This window comes from Microcoleus sp. Pol12B4, assembly GCF_036701385.1.
GTDB lineage: Bacteria > Cyanobacteriota > Cyanobacteriia > Cyanobacteriales > Microcoleaceae > Microcoleus.
The window spans coordinates 13,679-31,249 of the sequence record NZ_JAUBQR010000058.1 but is presented as its reverse complement, the minus strand read 5'-3'; the positions used below and the strand labels follow the sequence as shown (position 1 = coordinate 31,249).

Sequence of the window (17,571 nt, the reverse complement as noted above, 5' to 3'; positions counted from 1 at the left end):
AACGCCTTAAATTTAGCTCCGAGCGCCCCCAGGAATTTTTTGTTACATAGTTATAAATTTCCCCACCGACTTACTTAATACGTAAATACCACATTTTTTATACAGCAAATTGCAAGTTTATAGATGACAGTAACAGCATTTAGTAAACCAGTTTTTTAGATGTTGAGGATTTATTAAATCGAGGGCGACGGCAATTAATGTATCAATCATTTTTGGGGTAGTTGGAGAAAACTTACGCAGAAAAGACTTAAGTTGCGACCACCATAATTCAATGGGATTAAAATCGGGAGAATACGGTGATAAGTTAATAATACTTGCGCCAACTGCTTGAATCATGGGTGCAATAGAAGCCATTTTATGTGCTGGTAGATTATCCATTACTACTACCGCTCCCACCCAAAGTTCCGGTACTAAAAACTTTAAGGGTAAATACCTCAAATGCCTTGCCATCCATTGAGTCATCCATCGTCATTAATGCCAGCACTTTTTTAATACTAATAGCTCCAATTGCTGGGATTTCTGCACCCCGATAAAATGGTTTTAAATGAGATACTCTTGTACCGTTAGGTGAGCGAGCATAATTTCTAGTTAAACCGAGTAAAACCCCCATTTCATCCAGAAAACCAGGTTCTCGGAAGCTATATTCTTCACTTTTTCCCAGTATTCTCCTCTTAATTTTTGCACCCGGTCTGTCGCCGCTTGACTACTGAGTAGCGTCTTTTTTTTTGAGTTAGTCCCAGCCTTTTTAATTCTCGGCACATGGTACTAGGACTTATCCATTGCCCGTACATACTACCCCAGTATTCACAATATTGTGACAAGGTGCTATCCGGATATTTTTCTACCAGAGCAACCAGTTCATCTGAGTATCCATTTAACTCACTTTTCTGACTTCCACCCTGACGGAGGGGTTGGATATCTCCTGTAGTTTGCTTGCGTTTTAGTAGCCGTTCAACAAAAGATTTACTGACATCAAATCTGGCTGCTATTTTTCTAATTGATGTGTTACCCTGTTCATAAGCTTTGACTACTTTTTCTCGAAGCTCGATCGGTAATGGTTTCATTACTGCTATTGATATACTTATCTTAACTGTACTCTATTTACCTGCAATCTGCTGTAAGCGATTGTCTGTTGTTCATCTCAACCATCAGCTAGTCGCGCCCTGCCGCAATCATCTTTTCTGCCAAGCCGACCGGGTTGGAAAACATCACCTCATGACTACCGGACATTTGCACGAACCGAAATAGCCCCAAGCGGCTAGACATTCTGGGATGCCAACCCCAATCGCCTTGAGGAAGGACGTTGTCTTCGGTACAGTAGAGGTAGCTTTTGGGGATGGGCAGCGAGTAAAACTGCTTTAGGTCTAACTTGTCAAGCCACGGTTGATACGGTTCAGGCGATAATTGTGCGTAACTCGATCGAGCCAGTTCGAGGTCTGTGTCGTTGATAAACGCTTCTCGCCAAATCTCAAAAGGTAGCATCACCGTATGATCGCCCGATTGTCTCGCTAGCTGATCGGATAACGCTTGAGAGTGCGGTGGGGTGTTATCGTTGATGCTTTCACCATCATTGAGGACAAAGGCATTGAAGAAGATGAGTCGTCGAATGCGATCGCTGATTGCTTCAGCAACTTTGGCAATAATTGTCCCACCGAAACTATGTCCGACTAGAACGATATCGTTTAAGTCTTTACTCACAATGTAATCGACGATCGATTGCGTGCATTGAGCATGGTTGACGTTTTTGTTCACGCCTTTGCCATGCCCAGCGATCGTGGGCGCAAAAGCATGATGTCCCTTTGCTTCTAGTTGATCAATGACTGCCTGCCAAGCAGAACCATCATGCCAGGAGCCATGAACTAAGACAAAAGTTGACATAGAATCCTTCCTTGTAAATGTGATCTGAAAATCAAGCTCGTCTGTTCTCTCTTGAAATGGGTCAGTTCGCTGTGTATCCGCCATCGATCACTAAGGATTGTCCAGTGATGTAGCCGGATGCGTTTATGCCTCGTCTATAGCGCGGTTGCAGCACAATCGATGAGCTTGGCAACAGCGTCTGCATGGGCAACCATCACAACATGGGACGTGCCATTCACTACAGCAGTACTCATGATGGCTCCTAGAGAGTTTCAATGAACATTGACTGAAAACGATGGCTGGGTTTCCTAAGATCGTGATCAATCATCCCTAGCAGTGAGATTTACATGAATCAGACTGGTGCATAAACCGTTTCGTCTTCTTTGCGCCAAGCTGGATCAACTAGACAAACGAAAACAATGGGTTCGTCGCCGTAGTTGTGAAGGAACTGGATTGCATTTGGAGGAATGTAAACCGTATCACCTGGTTCAATGCGACGAACTTCACTGTCGATCGACATTTCGCCAACACCGCTAATGATGTAATAAACCTCAGAAGTCTTTAGAGAATGGGGAATCGAAGTTTCGCCAACAGGCAAGATCGCATGTGCCAAACTGTAACGCAAGTTGATATCTTGTTTGTCAGGATGAAGCAGTTCGCGCAGAACAGTTCCATCTCCAGCGATAATTTCTTCACAGTCGTTTAGTTTTTGGATCAGCATAAGTTTAGGCTTGCAATTACACAATCGGATCAAGTTCAGGATCTGTGAATTTCGGAGGAGAAAGGGTCACTGATTATTTCTGCTGAAGAAAGTCCAGCAACACGGGATTGACCTGATCAGCGTGAGTCCAGTTGATCGCGTGTGGTCCACCAGGAATGACAACCAGTTGACTGTTTTTAGTCAGTTTTGGAAGTCTTGCTGCGGTGGACTCCAGTGGCAGAATGCGATCGCTATCTCCATGAATAATCAGAGTCGGCACATCAATGCGGGGCAGATCATCGCGGAAATCGGTGAGCCAGGAAGGTACACAATTCAAAGTCCCTTTAGCAGAAGCCCCTGCTGCTACATTCCAACTGGCTTGAATCGCTTCATTGCTGATGCGATCGCCAAGCAATACATCAACATTGAAGAACTCTTTGAAAAAGGCAGAGAAATAAGCTGGACGATCGTCAACAATCGCTTTCATAATGCCATCGAAGACACTTTGATCGACACCCTGTGGATTGTCGTCTGTCTTTAACAGAAACGGTGGAACGGGAGCCATTAGCACCGCTTTCTGCACCCGCTCTGAGCCGTATTTGCCAAGATAACGTGTGACTTCACCTGTTCCCATTGAGAAACCGACCAGCACGGTATTTTGCAAGTCAAACTTGGTCATCAGTGTGTTCAAATCGGCGGCGAAGGTATCGTAGTCATAACCAAACGAGGGTTGGCTGGAAGCACCGAATCCTCGGCGATCGTAGGTAATTACTCGATATCCTGCATTCAGTAAAACTAAAACCTGCTTCTCCCAGGAATGTCCGTTCAATGGAAATCCATGAATCAGAACAATCGGTTGTCCTGTCCCAAGATCTTCGTAGTAGAGATCGATAGTTGCAGAGTTTTCTTGACCAACGGTAATGTAAGGCATGAGAGGTTTCTCCGTTGTAAATTGATGATGTGTTTTTGTCTGTTGCATCACAATTGTGATGCAGCGATCGAGCACCGTCTTAACAATGCTGTGTTAAGCAGACTTCAAGATGGGGCAAAAATCCATTGCGTATCATCGCTTCAGAACGACAAGAATCCTTCATTGTTGCCTGAGCGCGATCGCTGCACGCTGCATTTGCCACCTCTAAGATGGCTTTAATTCTGCTTCGGTAGCTAGCGCGGCACGCACACCAGCATCGAGATTCATGCGGTCTACAAATCGTGACAGGTTCTCCAAGCCTTGTAGTCCGACCTGAGTGTTGATAGCCCAACGCAGAATGACGAACAGGTAAAGAGCGGCAATCGATCGTTCGCCAGTGAGCCAGTTTCGTCCGTCGAGATAACCGAGGATAGCGACGTTTTCAGTGAGTGAAAAGCGATCGATCGTACTTGCCTCTACTTCGTTATCGACAACGAACTCACCTTGCTATAATGCGTTCCCACAGCAGCTCAAAAACCGCTTCAACACCATCACTCAAGACTGGCGGCGTCACGAGCGTTAGTCGGCTCTCATTAAGAGTAAAGGTGCGAACTAACGTTGTACCAACGCGATTAGGAATTGATGCAATTTTGATCTGGTGAGTTACTGTGTTCTCACTCAAGGTATAAGTTCCAGCGTAAGCATTGAATGTTGTAAATGCTTGAGCAAGCTCTTCCACGGGTAAAGATTGCATCTGGGGAGTCAGCGGTGATCTGACCTCCTGACTCAGCGGTGAGCGATCGCTCCTAGAAAACATCACCATCATGTGACCATCTGATGTGTAAGTGATGTAGCCAACCGGATGAGTTCCATACACGTCTGGAGTCACCGTTCCATCAGCGTAAATGGCAGTTGCAGAAATTAACTTCCAAATGCCAATTAGCAGATTGTTCTGGATTGATGGTGTAGACATAATGTGCAACCATTGCTTGATGATTCTCCGCTAGAGAGTAGCGGGTTTTAACACAAAATCAAACTCAGTCGTGTAAAACGGCTTACTTTGATTGTGTGCCTTGAGTTCGTCTAGTGCTTCGTGCTTTTGCAATTGAACGATCGCCGATCGCACTGCAAAGGTTGTATCTGAATCCAGGTAAGGATCGCCAGCAATAAAAATTTGTGTTGTCAGTGGAGTGTACTCTGGAGCACTGAGTTTGAAATGGATGTGAGCCGCCCGCCAAGGATGCCGTCCCAAGAGTCGCAGCAATTCGCCAGATGGACCACTGCTTGGCACTTTGTAACCTAGTGGCACGACGGTTTCAAACATATACTTTCCACTCTTGTTCGTTTTGAAACGTCCGCGAAAATTCCCCAGCGGCTGAGATGGATCTTGGATATCATATAATCCTTTGGAGTTGGGTTGCCAAACATCAATCACAGCATTGGCGATCGGTTGACCGTTCAAATCTAAAACCCTGCCTGACAGGAAAAGCGAATCTCCTTCTGTATCAATACCCAAGCGATCGCCTATCTGCCGTTCTGGTGCATTCGGCACATACAAGGGTCCTTCTAAATTGCTTTCTGTACCGCGATGAGCATCGTTCAACAATTCTACCAACTCTGAAATTCCCAGTAGATCCGTCAACACATGGATCTCTCCAGTGGGAATCTCCTGAGTGTGATGACTTGCCTGGTTGAGAAAATTACGTCCCTGCTGCAATTCTGATTCAGTCAGATTCACCTCACGCACAAAGTCATGCAAATGTTTAACCAAGCTCGTGTAAATTTCATAGAGTCGCGGGTGAGATTTGCCGCGATCGCCATGATTAATGACGGCTTCAGTGATAGTGTCAAGTGTGATGTTCTGCACGATCAAACTCCTTTTTAGTTACGTGATTAATGATGGTTGTTTTACGGCGACTATCTTGACTTATAGTCTGTGTCCTAATCTAATTGGCTACAGCTATAGTTTGGTGAATTGATGCTTTCAAGACTCATCCTGACGATTTCGTGCGGCATCCAATCCATTCAAGAACGATGAGATCAGCCAGCGAACAGGCACCGGGCATATGATAGAGTTTCATGGAATGTCCCTTATCGCAAAGAATGTGTTTTTGCTTCCTATCTGCTGTTTTCATAGTCTGAGTGTAATGACTCCTAATGCTCGGTTTCTTTCAGATTCTTAAGATGTTTTGTCAGATTCTTGTGCAATCACCTTCAAGACGCAGCGTGGAACCGAGCGTTCTGTCAAGGAACGCGCGGATCAACGTTGCTACCTCTTCTGCATGAGTCTCCAGCGCGAAATGTCCGGCGTCGAGCAGCAAGGATGGTAAGGTAAGAACCAAAAAACCACAAAGATTGCATCATTAGATCGCTCTGTAGACTTGATATGTAATTAACACGCATGAATTTCCCTACTCTCTTGGTCTATGAAACTAGACCAGCCACGATGCTTGTTCTGATGAAGATTGAATTACCTTGATTTAGACGAAATCTTCCATAATCAGAGAGTGATTTAAGCCGCTAGCAGCAACGCTACCCTGAAAAACAGCAGCGACGATCACTTGCATGGGTGAAGTGATGTCACCTGCCGCATAAACGCCTTTGACGCTAGTTTCGTTAAAAACATTGGTCGTCTTGATTAAATTAAATTCATTCAACTCACAGCCTAACTTTTCAGCTAGGTTTGAACGGAGTGTTTGCTTTGGTCGGATCAGTATTCCGCGACGCGCAATTTTCTCGTTTGTCTCAAAAACGATGTTTTCTAATTGTCCGTTATCGCCTTCGAGTCGGATAATTTTCTCTTCGCGAACAAGGATTTTGTGGTTTTCCAAGAGTGTCCTTTGATCAGCGGTTAGATCGGCTTTGCCGTTGGTGCAGAGGACTAAATCAGCACTCCAATTTTTCAGCAATGCCGCCATTTCGATGCCCGTTTCGCCATTTCCAACAATGGCAAGCGGCTCGTCGCGCACTTCCCAGGCATGGCAATAGGGACAATGAAACACGCTTTTGCCCCAGAAATCACCAAAGTTTTCGAGAGCTGGAAATTCATCCATTACCCCGAAAGCCAGCAAAATTTTGCGCGTTTTTTTAATCGTGCCATCCTCAAACACAACTTCAAAGTGATTGCCGGATGGGTTGATTTCCTTGACCCCGATCGCTTGAAATTCAACGCTTTTATAAGGTTTGAGTTGGTCGCGCCCGATGCTCAAAAGTTCATGTGGACTGATGCCATCGCGGGTGAAAAAACTGTGCGACTCGTGTGCGGGAGCGTTACGCGGATTCCCTTTGTCGCAGACTAACACTCGACGGCGACTTCTGCCTAAAAGCAGTGCCGCACTGAGTCCAGCGGAACCGCCACCGACAATGACGCACTCGTAAATCTCTTTGTTTTGGTTCCTCATCTTTTTCTGTTCTCCAACTTTGGACATAATCATCAACTCCTAAGTTCTCTTTGTCTTAGTTCACTTGAGTGTAGTCAGTTCCAACACTCAACTTCTTGCAGATTCCTATGGAGTTTCCTATGGAATTAGCGAACCGATTTCAGTGTTGCTTTAGTGAGTCGCTTGAAGTGCTGTATCAAACATTTCGCACTGCCTTTCGACTACTGCGCTACAAACCCACCATCTACCAGCAATGTTGCACCTGTTGTGAACGATGCCAGGTCAGATGATAAATACAGAACTGCATTTGCAACTTCAAGCGGTGTTCCAATTCGTCCGATCGGGTGAAGCCCTGCCAAGTAAGCTTTGGCCTCATCTGTAACTGCTTCAAACATATCTGTTTGGATTGCCCTTGGTGCAACGCCATTGATGCGAATACTCGCTTTGGCATATTGGAGTGCAGCAGCTTTTGTTAAACCTACTACCGCATGTTTACTCGCGGTGTAGAGGAGTATGTTAGGAAGTGCAACGACTCCAACCACAGATGCCATATTGACGATTGCACCACTTCCCTGTTTCAACATCTGAGCAATTTCATATTTCATAGACAACCAAACGCCTTTGACAGGGACGTTCATAGTGGGTCATATTCAGCTTCTGCTTGCTCAATCAATGAGGGATTTTTGCCGACCATTCCTGCATTATTAAAGGCAATATCTAACCGGCCAAAAACGCCAACCGCTTTATCAACCATTGCTTTAACATCGGCTTCTTTCGTGACATCTGCTTGCACAAAAATAGCCTCTCCGCCAGCTTCCTGAATCAATCGAACTGTTTTTTCACCTTCATCCATTCGACGACCCACTACCACCTTTGCCTGTTGTTTGGCATAAGCGATCGCTGTTGCTCTACCAATGCCCGCTGTGCCTCCGGTAACTAACGCCACTTTATTCTGAAGTATTATTTCTCCTAAAATCTAAGTCCGGTTGTTCTCTCTCGAAATAATCATGAAATCGTTTTAGAAAAAAGCTTAGACAAATCTTGCCAGCAAAAGGCTAAGAGCAAAGGAAAAGGCATGAAAGCTGACGTGGGATAACATCGCAGCCTCAAGTGAGTATTGCCAAAAGAGCCAACCAAAAGCAATGCCAGCGATCCCATTGAGTAATATCGCTCGGATAATCACAAGCGGAGTGAGTGGAACTATCGCGGCAGTTGCGGGCAGGTGTAAAAGTCCAAATACCAGCGCTGCTAGCACAATCGCACTTTGGTATATTCCTTGGCTTGGCAACGTAATGCCTTGTTTTAAGACCTTCCACGCTATCCAAACAAGCAGCGACATTAAGCCCCAGCGCATCAGAATTTCCTCAGTGATGCCACCATAAAGCATTGCTGTAAGCGAACTCAGCCAATTTGGTTCTGTGTTATTGGATGCCTGTAGCGCTTCAGGTAGAGCAGGTTTCATGAACCGATCGAGCAACAGGAGAATGATCATTGTCGCTGCACCCACACCCAAGCTCCATTTCATCTCAATGACAGAATATGGAATCTTAGAGGTATGAAGTACCCAGTAGTCAATCAAATGTGAGCGTAATCCAACGCGATAGGCACAGCCAATTCCGATCAGAATGCTGATTGCCAGTAGAACTGTAAGCTGTAGTCCTTGTAGGAGTATTAAAACCCACAGTGGCGGGACTTTTGCCAGTATTTCTGGAGACAGTTTCGCCAACTGTTGCTCAACTAATGGAATCGATGTAATCGTAACCATCACAATGCCCACAATGCCCAACACAAATAGAATCCCAAATTGTTTCAAAACTGCCATTGATTTAATCTCTAGAGACATCAGAATACTGGGTAGACACAATGCCAAGATAGAGAATGACAACTGGTGAATAACGCCACCTTACTCTGAAGTATCATTCCTATTTCTCCTAAAATCTAGCCACTTTACCTCGCAATATCATCCTGTTTCTCCTGTTTCAATCAATATTGACCTTCAAAAATCGAACTCCAATCCGTTTAGCAATTATCAACGCCGTGAAGCTAGTCTAATTTTCTGTAAATTTCAGTACAATTTTGCCCCGTGTTCCTCCCTGCTCTAGACGCTGGTGTGCCAGAACGACCTGATCCCAAGACAATACTGAATCAATCACTGGGCGAAGCTGTTGACGCTCGATTAGTTTTGTCAAAGCCTCTAATTTTGCTCGGTACTGGGGTGACAAAACAAAATGAATTGTCAGATTCTTTCCCCATGCTTTAAGAAGCGATTGCGGTATTGCAATGTCTACAATGCTTGCAAGCCTACCAAAGGGACGAATGATTTCTAGACTACGCTGAATTGTTTCTCCGCCGATCGTATCTAGAACTAAATCCACACCCAGTCCATTTGTTTCTTGACGAATGACTTCTACGTAATCTTCATTTTTGTAATCAATCACCCGATCTGCGCCCAGTTCTGTCACGAAATCTCGGTTTCTAGAACTACACGTCGCAAAAACGTATGCCCCTATCGCTTTGGCGAGTTGAACTGCGATCGAACCCACTCCACCCGCACCCGCATGGATGAGAACTGTTTCACCAACTTGTAGATTGCCCCTAGTCACTAGACAATCCCAAGCCGTTCCGCCTGCAAGCGGAAAAGAAGCTGCTTCAATGTGCGATAGATTTGCAGGCTTCAATGCAACAATCGCTGCATCAGCCACATGATACTGAGCGTAGCTACCGAATTCTCCAAAAATTTGCGGCGAGTAATACACGTTGTCTCCCACCTTGAAATCAGTCACAGCTTCGCCAATTGCCTCAATCACCCCTGAAACATCAACTCCAAGGATGGCGGGTAATTGAAGCAGTTCCTTGTAATCACCACGACGAGTTTGATAATCGACCGGGTTAATCGAGGTTGCACAAACTCTGACTAACACCTGATTCGCCTTCAGTGTTGGTATCGGAACAGTTTGAATCTCAAACTTCTCAGCATCACCAAACGCAGTTAATACGGCTGCTTTCATAGATTCCATCTGGGCCAACTCTCCTTGATTTAGAATAAACAGTGACGGGATTTCAATACTATTCAGCGTAGGTAAGTTCTACCTAACTTCGTAAGTCAGCACGATTTGGTAAGGTAGTTACCGTTTAGTAGCAAATGCAGATATCACAGCCTCGTAGCATACCAAAAAAGTTTTCTCGCTCCCAGCCAAAGGCGATGTGCAACTTAACTAAATAGTCATGTCGTTCCATTGTTTCTCATAGCGATCTCCTTTCTTTTGTAAGCCTAAGGTTCAGGTCATTAGCCAACAACTGGCTGAGATTCAATTCCTCGACACCAAAGCCTAATTGCTGAATGCTTGATTCGTCTATCGATTTTTGATTGTTTTCAGAAAACCAAGATAATTCGATGCTGCTTCCTGAGCGTTTTCGATCAACAGCAAATGTCCTGCTTTGGGTAATTGAATAATTTGACTCCCTGAAAGACAGCGATGTGAGCGATCGACATCCTGAATATCATAGATTTTGTCTTCCTGACCCCAAATTGCCAGGGTCGGAACCCGACTGTGAGGCAACTGACAAAGCACATCATCATAAAGATTCACAATGTCCCAAGTCTGCTGATAATTTCGATTACGATTCACATAATCATTCACTTTCTCGGTTTTGACCTCATCCGGAATCGTAGGAGGCGTCACGAAAAGCAGACTGATTTCTAGATCGAACTGCTCTTTGGTAATCGGAATAAAGGGATTGATGCCCTCAATAATCGATTTCCTGACGCTAGTTGCCCAATTCGTTACGCCTAGCGGTGAACCGATAAAGGCGAGGCTGCGAACTTGGTTGGGATAAAGCTGGCTGTAAAGGGCTGCGATCGTACCCCCCATCGAGCTACCTGCAACATCAAGGGATTGAATCTTTAGCTGCTCGACAAACTGGTGCAGGAGGGCTACCTGATTCTCTAGTGCATAGTCTTTCACGGTAAATCCAGTACTCTTGGCATAACCGGGTAGATCGGGTGCGATCGCTTGATAGCCTGCTCTAGCCAACTCGCACATCATGCCATTCCACTGCTCTTTCTCGGCAAATAATCCGTGCAGCAGTAAAATCGGTTGTCCTGTCCCTGCTTGATTATAGGAAAGCGTTCCACTCTCGATTTTTGTAGAGCGAGTTGCGATGTCACAGGTGGAAGCAGGGGTTGCACGATTCAACCAACCAGAGCCAACAAGCCCACTGACAACCAGAACGATAATAACTAACCGAAGAATGAACTTTCTCATGAATAGTTTTTCCTGACTATTCCAAATCCCAGGGTAAACGCATCTAAATTTTATTGACAAAAGTCGAAGCGATAAGGCATTGAAATCTCCTATGAATGCTGCGTCGGATTCTCGTTTGATTTAACTTAAGCGTAGTGAATTTCAAGGCTCGGTTTCTTTCAGATTCTTAGGGTGTTTTGTCAAATTCTTGCGCGATAACCTTTAGGATACAGCGCCGATCAATTCCTCGCTTTTCGCCCAAAGCTGCTTAGCTTTGTTAGCGTCAAGCGCATACGACCTTACCCCGTCGGCAAACGGGTTGGGCGTGTCATTGATCGGCGCGATCGCACAATCTTCGAGATAGTGTCCACCGATCTCGTCTTTATTCGCCACGACTGCTGCCCAGACCGACGTCGCGGCTGCCTGCGGAATTTCTTTCAACTCTTTCGGCGGCAGACCCGCTTCGGTGCGTGCTGCGTCAACAGTCTTCAAAAGTCCCTGCAAGTCCTCCGGCGAGAAATGGCGGGGTAGATCCGTCAGACTGTTTCCGGGCATCACCGAAGCAGCCCGAATGCCGCGATCTCGATGCCGCCTGTCAAACTCCACAGCGAACAGTGAATTGGCGGTTTTCGACCGACTATAAGCGACCCCTGGATCGTACACCTGCTGCTCGAAATTCGGATCGTCCAAGTCGATATCGGCACCGCGATGCGCGAGCGACGACAGGACTACCAGCCGTCCATTATCGGCGAGCAACGGCTCGATCTGATTGATCAGGGCGAAATGACCCAGATGGTTCGTCCCGAACTGGACTTCAAAGCCATCGATCGTCCGACCGAATGGAGTTGCCATAACGCCAGCGTTAGCGATAATGGAATCGAACGGCTGACGGTCAGCCAACAGTTTATCCGCGCAGGCGCGAACACTTTGCAAGGATGCCAGATCGAGATTGATCAATTCCAGGCAGCCACCTCCTTGCGACGCGGCATCACGAACCGATGCAGTGGCTGGCTCAGCTTTAGCGAGGTCCCTGACCGCGCCGACGACGCTAGCGCCGTGAGCGACCAGTGAGCGGGCGGTTTCAAGCCCAATGCCCGACGATGCACCGGTAATGAGAAATCGCTTTCCCTTGAGATTAATGCCGGAAAGCACCTCGTCGGCGGTCGATTTTGCACCAAATTTTTCAGCCATTTCTTTTCCTTTCGTTAATTGTGAGTGTAAAAGTTTTGAGCTTTTTCATACCCTACGATCGCCGCTCCTAAACCGCGAGAACCACCTGTTACCAGTGCAACTTTGCCTGCAAGTGTTGTCGTCATGATGGACTCCTTTGGATGTATTACTGCTCAATCAAACACTGCGTAATATCGGGATGCCCTTGAGGAACCAACGGTACGGAGAGCCATCGAGCGGATGATGCAGGTCGATCGCGACTTGGTCGCAACGTTTCGCACTGCCGATCGACTACTGCGCTACATACCCACCATCTATCATCAACGTTTCACCTGTTACGAACTATGCCATGTCAGATGATAAAAACAGGACTGCATTTGCAACTTCAAGCGGTGTTCCAGCTCGTCTCTCTGTCTTGTTACCCTAGCGGAACTTAAGTTGAACCATGCCCGCATATTTTAATTGTTTAAGAGTGGCGACATTTGCATTCCAATCAATTCAATGGAGCGCATCAGTTGGGCGTGGTTCATCTGCGCGTTGTCCATTTGAAAAGTTACTCTCGAAATGCCGCCGAGCGATTCGCTGTGACGGCGGATTTTCTCCGCCACTTCTTCGGGACTGCCGACCAGTAACGCGCCGGTTGCGCCCCGCTGCGCGTCAAAAGCGGCGCGCGTAACGGGCGGCCAGCCTCTCTCTCTGCCAATTTTGGTGAAGGTTTCGGCGTAGCCCGGAAAAAATTCTTCAACGGCTTGTTCAGTCGTGTCGGCGAGATAACCGATTGAATGCAATGAAACTTTCAATGCTTCGGGCGCGTGTCCGGCGCGCTTTCCGGCATCGCGGTATAAATTTACGAGCGAGCGAAAGCGATGCGTTTCGCCGCCGATAATGGCAACCACGAGCGGCAGTCCAAGCATTCCGGCGCGGAGGAAAGATTGCGGCGTACCGCCGACCCCAATCCAGATGGGAAACGGCTTTTGCAGCGGACGCGGATAAATTGCTTGGTTTTCCAGCGCGGGGCGAAATTTGCCCGACCAATCGACCGTTTCGTTGTCCCGAATTTTGAGCAAGAGTTCGAGCTTTTCAGCGAAAATCTCGTCGTAATCGCCGAGGCTAAATCCAAATAGCGGAAAGGCTTCGGTGAACGAGCCGCGCCCGACAACCGTTTCGGCGCGACCTTTTGAAATCAAATCGAGCGTGGCGAATTGTTGAAACACACGCACCGGGTCAGCCGCGCTCAGCACCGTAACCGCGCTGGTTAGACGGATGCGCTAGGTGCGTGCGGCGGCAGCGGCGAGAATAACCGCGTTTGCCGAATCTAAAAATTCATGCCGATGATGCTCGCCGATACCGAAGATATCCAAGCCGGAACGATCCGCCTGCTCTATTCTCTCCAGCAGTTCGGCGACGGACTGCGCGGCATCCGCCGTTTCGCCGTTTTCACTCGTTCCAACCGAGGCAAAACTGTCAATTCCAACTTCCATATCATTTCCCACGCGTTTTGCGAATGAAATAGACTAATCCGAAATAGTAGAAAGTCTTGCTGTACGAGTTAAGCTGCTGTTCTCTCGCTCAGCAAAGAACGCTTAACCATCATCAACTCAGAGGGGGCGCGCTACTACCGTGATCTGAATTATCAGGGAGCGGAATGAATTCAGTTTCACCGGGAACCGCCGGGAAGCGGCGGTCTTGCCAATCTCGTTTTGCCTGCTCGATACGCGCTGAGCGGCTCGACACAAAGTTCCAGTACTTTGTGCGATCGCCCACTGGTGCCCCGCCGATAATCATTGCTTTTGCCTCAGCCCCCGCACTGATATTTACTGATTCATCCGGCGCTAAAATGGCTAGACGATATGGCTCTAAAGGCTTTCCATTTACGAATAGGCCGGATGTGACGCTATAAACTGCCCTTTCTAAACCTTCTATTGGCGGTAGCTGAAATTGACTACCCTCCGTGAAAACGAGCGATAGGTAAAGAGTAGCAGAGTAGGTTTTAACTGGTGATTGGTGAGACTGATAGCTACCGGCGATCAAGGTCGCGCTGGTGCCTGTTTGAATCCACCTCGGTAAATCAGTCGCCGAATAATGTGAAAAGCTGGGTTCAACTTCTTCAGCGATTTCGGGGAGGGCAATCCAGGTCTGAATGCCGTGAAGAGTAGATTCTTTCTCTCTAAAGCTCTCGGGCGATCGCTCAGAATGAACAATACCTTTGCCCGCTGTCATCCAGTTCACCTCGCCCGGAAAAATCTCTTGTACTGTACCTAGACTATCTCTATGCAGAAGGCTTCCTTCAAACAAATAGGTAACCGTCGCTAAATTGATGTGTGGATGAGGTCTAACATCGACGCCTTTTCCAGCCGGGAAAATAGCTGGGCCTAAGTGATCAAAAAAGATGAAAGGTCCAACCATTTTTAGGGTTTCACTCGGTAAGATGCGCTGTACACTAAACCCACCTAAGTCATGCTTTTCAGGCGTGATTAATTGCTGAATACTCATTTTTGTACGATCCATTCTTAGTTGACGTTGTGGACGAAGATACAACCTTAGTTCTGTTTCTGCTTCAAATTCTTGCCTAACTCAACTTCAATGTAATGAGTTCCAAACCTCGATTTCTTTCAGATTCTTAGGACAACTTTTCAGATTCTTAGGACCAAATTTTCAGATTCTTATAGTGCTAGCGAATCTGCTTGGGGGTCTTTCCCGTGAATCGCTTGAAGTGCTGCGTCAAATGGCTTTGACTGGAGAAGCCTACTTGTAGGGCAATTTCTGCGATCGCCAAATCTGTTTTCGATAGCATCAACTTTGCCTGTTCCACGCGCTGCTGAATCACGTACTGACGGGGAGAAATTCCCATTGTTTGCTTAAACAAACTTGCAAAGTAAGTCGGGCTAATATTGAGCACTTCTGCAAGCTCAGTCAGTGACAAATCTCGATCAAGGTGAGTACGAATATAGCCGAGTACTTGCTGTAATCGGGTGTGCGTTAAGCCTTTGCGGTTGGCTTCAAGGGTTGGCGTTGTAATTGTTAGCATGGTTCAAAGATTGGCAATTTACTCAACAAAACAGGCAAAAGCTAGCCATCGCGCATTCGATCACTGCAATATTTTGCACTGCCGATCGACTGCTGCGCTACATACCCACCATCTACCATCAACGTTTCACCTGTTACGAACGATGCCATGTCAGATGATAAAAACAAGGTTGCAATTGTAACTTCAAGCGGTGTTCCAATCCGTCCGATCGGGTGAAGTCCTGCCATGTAAGCTTTGACTTCATCCTGCCCACCTGCGGCTGCTTCAAACATATCTGTTTCGATTACCGCTGGTGCAACGATATTGATGCGAATACCCGCTTTGGCATATTGGAGCGCAGCAGCTTTTGTTAAACCGATTACCGCGCTTTTACTCGCGGTGTAGAGGGGGAAGGTAGGAAATGCAACGACTCCAAGGGCAGATGCCATATTGACGATCGCACCACTTCCCTGTTTCAACATCTGAGTAATTTCATGTTTCGTTGACAACCAAACGCCTTTGACATTGACATTCATCGTGCGATCATATTCCGCTTCTGTTTGCTCAATCAATGAGGGGTTTTCGCCGATAGTTCCTGCATTATTAAAGGCAATATCTAACCGACCAAAAACACTCACCGCTTTATCAACCATTGCTTCAACATCGGCTTCTTTTGTGACATCTGCTTGCACAAAAATTGCCTCTCCGCCAGCTTCCTTAATCAATCGAACAGTTTCTTCACCTTCATCCATTCGACGACCCACCACCACCACCTTTGCTTGTTGTTGGGCATAAGCGATCGCGGTAGCTCTACCGATTCCCGATGTCCCTCCCGTCACTAAAGCAACCTTGTCTTTAAGCATCATGAGAGTTACCTCTTGTTGTGAATGGTTATGTTACTTGCGTCAAAAACTCAATGGGCAGCAATACGTGTAGAAGCCAGCAACAAGAAGCGCCTCGATCTATAACCAGGATGAGTAACGATTCTGGTTGTAGGAGCCGGGTTTGAGCATTGCTCTAATTCACACGATGAATTCGATGCCGTACTTGGGTGCTACTGCCAAAATTCGCTCGATCGCTTCGGGAGTAGCTGGGTGAGATGGCGGGTTTGGGTATTGATGTTTGCTGGCTCCTACACTTAGTCGCGCTCGATTAGTGTGTTTGAAGGTAAGTTGGGATCGATCGCCTTACGCGCACTGTCAACGCCCACGACGGGAAGTGTACCCGGATCGAGCAAGCCGACTTGAACCAATACACTTGCCTGATCCCAGTAAATGTGTTCGTGGGCTAGTTTGCCGTCATGGAACTGGACGATCGCTACTACTGGCACTTCCACCCGTTTTCCGGTGGGAGCAACGCCAGGTAGCATCCAGTCCATCTGGATCGTATGAGTGAACGTAGACACCATTTCATCGACGAGTTGATCCGTTCCGATCGTGCGCGAGATTAGGGTCAACTCCGTGTCCGGCGGCATCTGTGGAATGAGGTATTTGGAATAAAACTCGCGCAGTGCTGGTTTCCCGACTCCCCCAGTCATTACCGGGATGTGGTTAACATAAGCATCTTCAACCATCGTAGCGAGGGCATCTTCAGTACTGTGAGTGCCAAACTCGTACTGTAAATGCTCTTCCCAAAGTGCTTGCAAAGACTCCTGGGCTGGTGTCAAATTGGTAGTTGCTTGTAAATTTGCTTGTCCGTCTACAGTTTGCTCTTTGACCATGATTAAATACTCCTGGTTCTATCTATTTAAAGTGTCTTGAGTTCCAATGCTTGACTGCTTTCAGATTCTTAAAATGATTTGTCAGATTCTTGTGATGTTAGTGAACTTGTTTCAATGGACGTATAAGCATTCACCGCCTGTTTCGCGAATCAGTTTGGCGGTTTTTTCACCTTCTGCGTCGCGTCTGCCTGAGAATACTACCTTTGCTCCAGCAGCACCGAAGGCGATAACTTCGTTAGGCTTTCCTTCGGAACGCTGCGCGAACGCTAACGCGGTTGTACGACCAATTCCTGAAGTTTTATCAGTGACTAACGCCACTTTATCTTGCAGTATCATTTTGTTTCTCCTGTTTTAATTTCATCGGTTTGTCTCAGGTAAGTTTGTCTCAGCAACTCAGTGACTTCTTGCGCGATCGCAATCAGGGCATGATTAACTGAAGAGTCGCGAAGAGAACCAGTCTGAGGTGTACCTTCATGCCCAGGATTATTCTTACTTTGTACTAGTGAATGCGTCATAGAACTATCCTCAATGAAATACTGATTTGTGATTGACTAAATTAATACCCAGAAATTCAGTTGTTGGC

21 protein-coding genes and 1 pseudogene are annotated in these 17,571 nt (G+C 46.7%); all 22 read right to left on the bottom strand.

Annotation, left to right across the window (positions count from 1 at the left end; translation table 11 throughout):
• Positions 1–117: 117 nt before the first annotated feature.
• Positions 118–354 carry a transposase gene (locus QUA38_RS10835; RefSeq protein ID WP_333161616.1) on the bottom strand — a complete coding sequence of 79 codons (237 nt, stop codon included), beginning with the start codon at positions 352–354 and terminating at the stop codon, positions 118–120.
• A 16-nt stretch (positions 355–370) separates the two neighbouring features.
• A complete protein-coding gene (locus QUA38_RS10830; protein WP_333161614.1) occupies positions 371–610 on the bottom strand; it encodes a hypothetical protein in 240 nt (79 codons plus the stop codon).
• 61 nt (positions 611–671) lie between these two features.
• The gene (locus QUA38_RS10825; protein ID WP_333161612.1) at positions 672–1,064 is read right to left on the bottom strand and encodes a transposase; all 393 of its coding nucleotides are present in this window, start codon (positions 1,062–1,064) and stop codon (positions 672–674) included.
• Positions 1,065–1,152: 88 nt separating this feature from the next.
• Complete coding sequence (locus tag QUA38_RS10820; RefSeq protein WP_333161610.1) at positions 1,153–1,878, bottom strand: alpha/beta hydrolase; 726 nt, start codon at positions 1,876–1,878, stop codon at positions 1,153–1,155.
• 331 nt (positions 1,879–2,209) lie between these two features.
• On the bottom strand, positions 2,210–2,578 hold the full coding sequence (locus QUA38_RS10815; protein ID WP_333161608.1) for a cupin domain-containing protein: 369 nt from the start codon (positions 2,576–2,578) through the stop codon (positions 2,210–2,212).
• Between the two features lie 73 nt (positions 2,579–2,651).
• A complete protein-coding gene (locus QUA38_RS10810; protein WP_333161606.1) occupies positions 2,652–3,488 on the bottom strand; it encodes an alpha/beta hydrolase in 837 nt (278 codons plus the stop codon).
• Between the two features lie 478 nt (positions 3,489–3,966).
• On the bottom strand, positions 3,967–4,440 hold the full coding sequence (locus QUA38_RS10805; protein ID WP_333161605.1) for a lipocalin-like domain-containing protein: 474 nt from the start codon (positions 4,438–4,440) through the stop codon (positions 3,967–3,969).
• Positions 4,441–4,470: 30 nt separating this feature from the next.
• The gene (locus QUA38_RS10800; RefSeq protein WP_333161603.1) at positions 4,471–5,334 is read right to left on the bottom strand and encodes a dioxygenase family protein; all 864 of its coding nucleotides are present in this window, start codon (positions 5,332–5,334) and stop codon (positions 4,471–4,473) included.
• Between the two features lie 613 nt (positions 5,335–5,947).
• Entirely contained in the window at positions 5,948–6,895 is a 948-nt protein-coding gene (locus tag QUA38_RS10795) for an NAD(P)/FAD-dependent oxidoreductase (protein WP_333161601.1), read from the bottom strand.
• Positions 6,896–7,068: 173 nt separating this feature from the next.
• The gene (locus QUA38_RS10790; protein WP_333161599.1) at positions 7,069–7,485 is read right to left on the bottom strand and encodes an SDR family oxidoreductase; all 417 of its coding nucleotides are present in this window, start codon (positions 7,483–7,485) and stop codon (positions 7,069–7,071) included.
• The gene (locus tag QUA38_RS10785) at positions 7,482–7,793 is read right to left on the bottom strand and encodes an SDR family NAD(P)-dependent oxidoreductase (protein ID WP_333161597.1); all 312 of its coding nucleotides are present in this window, start codon (positions 7,791–7,793) and stop codon (positions 7,482–7,484) included. Before QUA38_RS10785 ends, QUA38_RS10790 begins: the two co-directional genes overlap by 4 nt.
• Before the next feature lie 84 nt (positions 7,794–7,877).
• A complete protein-coding gene (locus QUA38_RS10780) occupies positions 7,878–8,690 on the bottom strand; it encodes a CPBP family intramembrane glutamic endopeptidase (protein WP_333161595.1) in 813 nt (270 codons plus the stop codon).
• Between the two features lie 205 nt (positions 8,691–8,895).
• Positions 8,896–9,855 (bottom strand): zinc-dependent alcohol dehydrogenase family protein, encoded by a 960-nt coding sequence (locus QUA38_RS10775; RefSeq protein WP_333161593.1) that lies wholly within the window; start codon positions 9,853–9,855, stop codon positions 8,896–8,898.
• A 345-nt stretch (positions 9,856–10,200) separates the two neighbouring features.
• Complete coding sequence (locus QUA38_RS10770) at positions 10,201–11,112, bottom strand: alpha/beta hydrolase (protein ID WP_333161591.1); 912 nt, start codon at positions 11,110–11,112, stop codon at positions 10,201–10,203.
• Between the two features lie 201 nt (positions 11,113–11,313).
• Positions 11,314–12,282 carry an SDR family NAD(P)-dependent oxidoreductase gene (locus QUA38_RS10765; protein WP_333161589.1) on the bottom strand — a complete coding sequence of 323 codons (969 nt, stop codon included), beginning with the start codon at positions 12,280–12,282 and terminating at the stop codon, positions 11,314–11,316.
• 437 nt (positions 12,283–12,719) lie between these two features.
• A pseudogene (locus QUA38_RS10760) lies at positions 12,720–13,742 on the bottom strand (LLM class flavin-dependent oxidoreductase).
• 112 nt (positions 13,743–13,854) lie between these two features.
• A complete protein-coding gene (locus QUA38_RS10755) occupies positions 13,855–14,769 on the bottom strand; it encodes a pirin family protein (RefSeq protein ID WP_333161587.1) in 915 nt (304 codons plus the stop codon).
• Positions 14,770–14,932: 163 nt separating this feature from the next.
• Positions 14,933–15,289 carry an AraC family transcriptional regulator gene (locus QUA38_RS10750; RefSeq protein WP_333161585.1) on the bottom strand — a complete coding sequence of 119 codons (357 nt, stop codon included), beginning with the start codon at positions 15,287–15,289 and terminating at the stop codon, positions 14,933–14,935.
• Between the two features lie 41 nt (positions 15,290–15,330).
• Positions 15,331–16,134 carry an SDR family oxidoreductase gene (locus tag QUA38_RS10745; RefSeq protein WP_333161583.1) on the bottom strand — a complete coding sequence of 268 codons (804 nt, stop codon included), beginning with the start codon at positions 16,132–16,134 and terminating at the stop codon, positions 15,331–15,333.
• 272 nt (positions 16,135–16,406) lie between these two features.
• On the bottom strand, positions 16,407–16,988 hold the full coding sequence (locus QUA38_RS10740; protein WP_333161581.1) for a nuclear transport factor 2 family protein: 582 nt from the start codon (positions 16,986–16,988) through the stop codon (positions 16,407–16,409).
• A gap of 111 nt (positions 16,989–17,099) precedes the next feature.
• Positions 17,100–17,324 carry a hypothetical protein gene (locus tag QUA38_RS10735; protein ID WP_333161580.1) on the bottom strand — a complete coding sequence of 75 codons (225 nt, stop codon included), beginning with the start codon at positions 17,322–17,324 and terminating at the stop codon, positions 17,100–17,102.
• Entirely contained in the window at positions 17,321–17,503 is a 183-nt protein-coding gene (locus QUA38_RS10730) for a hypothetical protein (RefSeq protein WP_333161579.1), read from the bottom strand. Before QUA38_RS10730 ends, QUA38_RS10735 begins: the two co-directional genes overlap by 4 nt.
• Positions 17,504–17,571 lie beyond the last annotated feature (68 nt).